The organism is Dysgonomonas sp. Shenzhen-Wh21, assembly GCF_043392705.1.
GTDB lineage: Bacteria > Bacteroidota > Bacteroidia > Bacteroidales > Dysgonomonadaceae > Dysgonomonas.
In genome coordinates this window covers 1-2,140 of sequence record NZ_JAIXHZ010000159.1, presented here as the reverse complement: position 1 = coordinate 2,140, position 2,140 = coordinate 1, and the positions used below count along the sequence as shown (strand labels likewise).

The window sequence follows — 2,140 nt, the reverse complement described above, 5'->3', positions numbered from 1 at the left end:
TATTTTGGCGTAAGGGGTTAAACGTATTTTGGAAAAGAGGGTCAATTTAGACTGGCAAAAGGGGGCAATTAACACTGGATTTTCCACTACCCAAGAAGAAGGTATAATCACGCCGTGATATCTTTCAATGAGAGATTCTTCTTTTGTCAATAATATCTCTTTGAGCTTTTTATCTAAGCTCTCATCTGATAGTACGTGATATATTATTGTCTGATTCATACCTAAATGATATTTATATATTATTGCGTCTATTTTCTTAATTCTTTTATCTTTGTATTCGTATTGTTATATGATTACAATGCAAATATCAATATTAAAATTGATATATCAATAATACTACCAACAATTATCATTGATATTAACTTTAATTAACTATCTGCATGTTCAAACTAAAGGAGCTAAGGGCTGACAAGAAGCTTACACAAAAAGAAATGGCACAAATACTGGAATGTGGTCAACCTAATATTGTTGCTATTGAAAAGGAAGGAAAAGACTTGACGGATTATCAATTAGGTATATTGAATGAATTATATGGAGTGGATTATGTAAATTCATTCAATATAAAAGAAGAACGTGTCAATGAAAAATCGCGAGAGGAAACCCGACCTCGCATTCCATTAAATGCGGCAGCTGGATCTATATCAGTTGCGCTAGATGGTATTACAAATGAAGATTCGGAACAATTACCTTTCGTTTCAGCTTTTTCTAACTACAACTACACAATTCTTGTTAAAGGGGATAGTATGGAGCCTGAATTTATGTCAGGAGATGAATTGGCCTGTTTGCAATTAACTAACGGAAAAGCTAGATTCATTCAATGGGGAAGATATCATGTCCTTGATACCGCTCAAGGTGTAGTTGTAAAGCGCATATATGACAACGGAGAATATATTCTTTGCAAATCAGAAAATAAGGAACTGTACCCAGATTTTCAGATTCTAAAAGAGGATATCTATAATATAGGGTTAGTTATCGGAATGCTTAGGAGATATTAAATAAAATAAACAGAGGTCTACATGTGGACTGGTGAAGATCAAAAAGAATTAGACGATCTTAGAGAATATAATCGAAAAGAAGGCGAAATATTGTCTAAATGTTGTGACACAAATAATAGGGGTATTGCATTTGAAAAAGAAGGAAGGATAGAAGAAGCATTAAAGGTATATGAGGAAAATATATCCTTAAGGCAGCCTGCCCTCCATGCTTACTGGAGACTCATTAAACTATACAGGAAAATGAAGGATTATAAAAATGAGTCACGTGTCATAAAGATAGCTATTGATGTATTCATGAAAGAAAATGAGAGACGTGCTAATTTAGTTCTAGATGAACATCCAGAATGGGAAGATATAATTATGCAGGCAATGGAAACAAACGAAGAGGTTAGGCTTGATGATGGGCGATATGTTTTAAATCAATATAATGTCATAGAGTTCATCGATAGAGAGGTAAAAGTAAAATATTTGATAGAAAATAAAACTCAGAAATCATGCTAACATTATCATTTGGAAAATCCACCTCTCCCAAATTCCGCGATGCTGTAAAGCTTGCAGAGAAATTTACGTCATGTGTAAAAACGGACAATAGAACTTCTGTGTCATTGCCGGTTAAAGAAGTCTTTGAAAAGTGGGAATATTTCAATCAGTTGTTCTGGACCGTTGTAGATTGGAAGGAAACGACACTTACGTATGAAGATATGACTTATCATTCCCATACAGACAAGACTCGTATATTTTATGCACTTCAGAATGCTCATTGGAAGTGGATGAATTACATTGAAGATAGAGTATCGAAACTATATAATACTACTGTGGAAGAACTAGATTTGTCAAAAATAAACACTAAAAACATCGATGATGCAACGGCAGATCTTCTGATAGACCTTTATAGTATAAAAAAGCAATAGTTTTATAATGCGTTCCAAAATACGTTCCATGCATAAAAACAAAATAGGTGCAAATTTCTTATTTACACCTACTTAGAATAATAAAAATTAACATTACGTGCGCATGTGGCGTAATGGTAGCCGCGCTGTCTTCAGGTGGCAGTGACCTACGGTCGTGGGGGTTCGAGTCCCTTCATGCGCACGTAATGTTAATTTTTATTATTCTAAGTAGGTGTAAATAAGAAATTTGCACCT

Annotated in this window: 4 protein-coding genes and 1 tRNA gene; 4 read left to right on the top strand and 1 reads right to left on the bottom strand. The window is 34.1% G+C overall.

Annotated elements, in window-relative coordinates:
* The coding region (locus LDB17_RS11235; protein ID WP_393925035.1) for a hypothetical protein at window positions 1-219 on the bottom strand (219 nt) is incomplete at its 3' end.
* A 161-nt stretch (window positions 220-380) separates the two neighbouring features.
* Here LDB17_RS11235 and LDB17_RS11230 point away from each other — a divergent pair.
* The 4 genes from LDB17_RS11230 to LDB17_RS11215 all read left to right on the top strand — a co-directional run bounded on the left by LDB17_RS11230 (window position 381) and on the right by LDB17_RS11215 (window position 2,087).
* Window positions 381-995 carry a LexA family transcriptional regulator gene (locus LDB17_RS11230; protein WP_252639021.1) on the top strand — a complete coding sequence of 205 codons (615 nt, stop codon included), beginning with the start codon at window positions 381-383 and terminating at the stop codon, window positions 993-995.
* Between the two features lie 21 nt (window positions 996-1,016).
* The gene (locus LDB17_RS11225; protein WP_252639023.1) at window positions 1,017-1,496 is read left to right on the top strand and encodes a hypothetical protein; all 480 of its coding nucleotides are present in this window, start codon (window positions 1,017-1,019) and stop codon (window positions 1,494-1,496) included.
* Window positions 1,490-1,906 carry a hypothetical protein gene (locus LDB17_RS11220; protein WP_252639025.1) on the top strand — a complete coding sequence of 139 codons (417 nt, stop codon included), beginning with the start codon at window positions 1,490-1,492 and terminating at the stop codon, window positions 1,904-1,906. The genes LDB17_RS11225 and LDB17_RS11220 overlap by 7 nt, the downstream gene beginning before the upstream one ends.
* A gap of 99 nt (window positions 1,907-2,005) precedes the next feature.
* Window positions 2,006-2,087: transfer RNA gene (locus tag LDB17_RS11215), tRNA-Leu, on the top strand.
* Window positions 2,088-2,140: the final 53 nt, after the last annotated feature.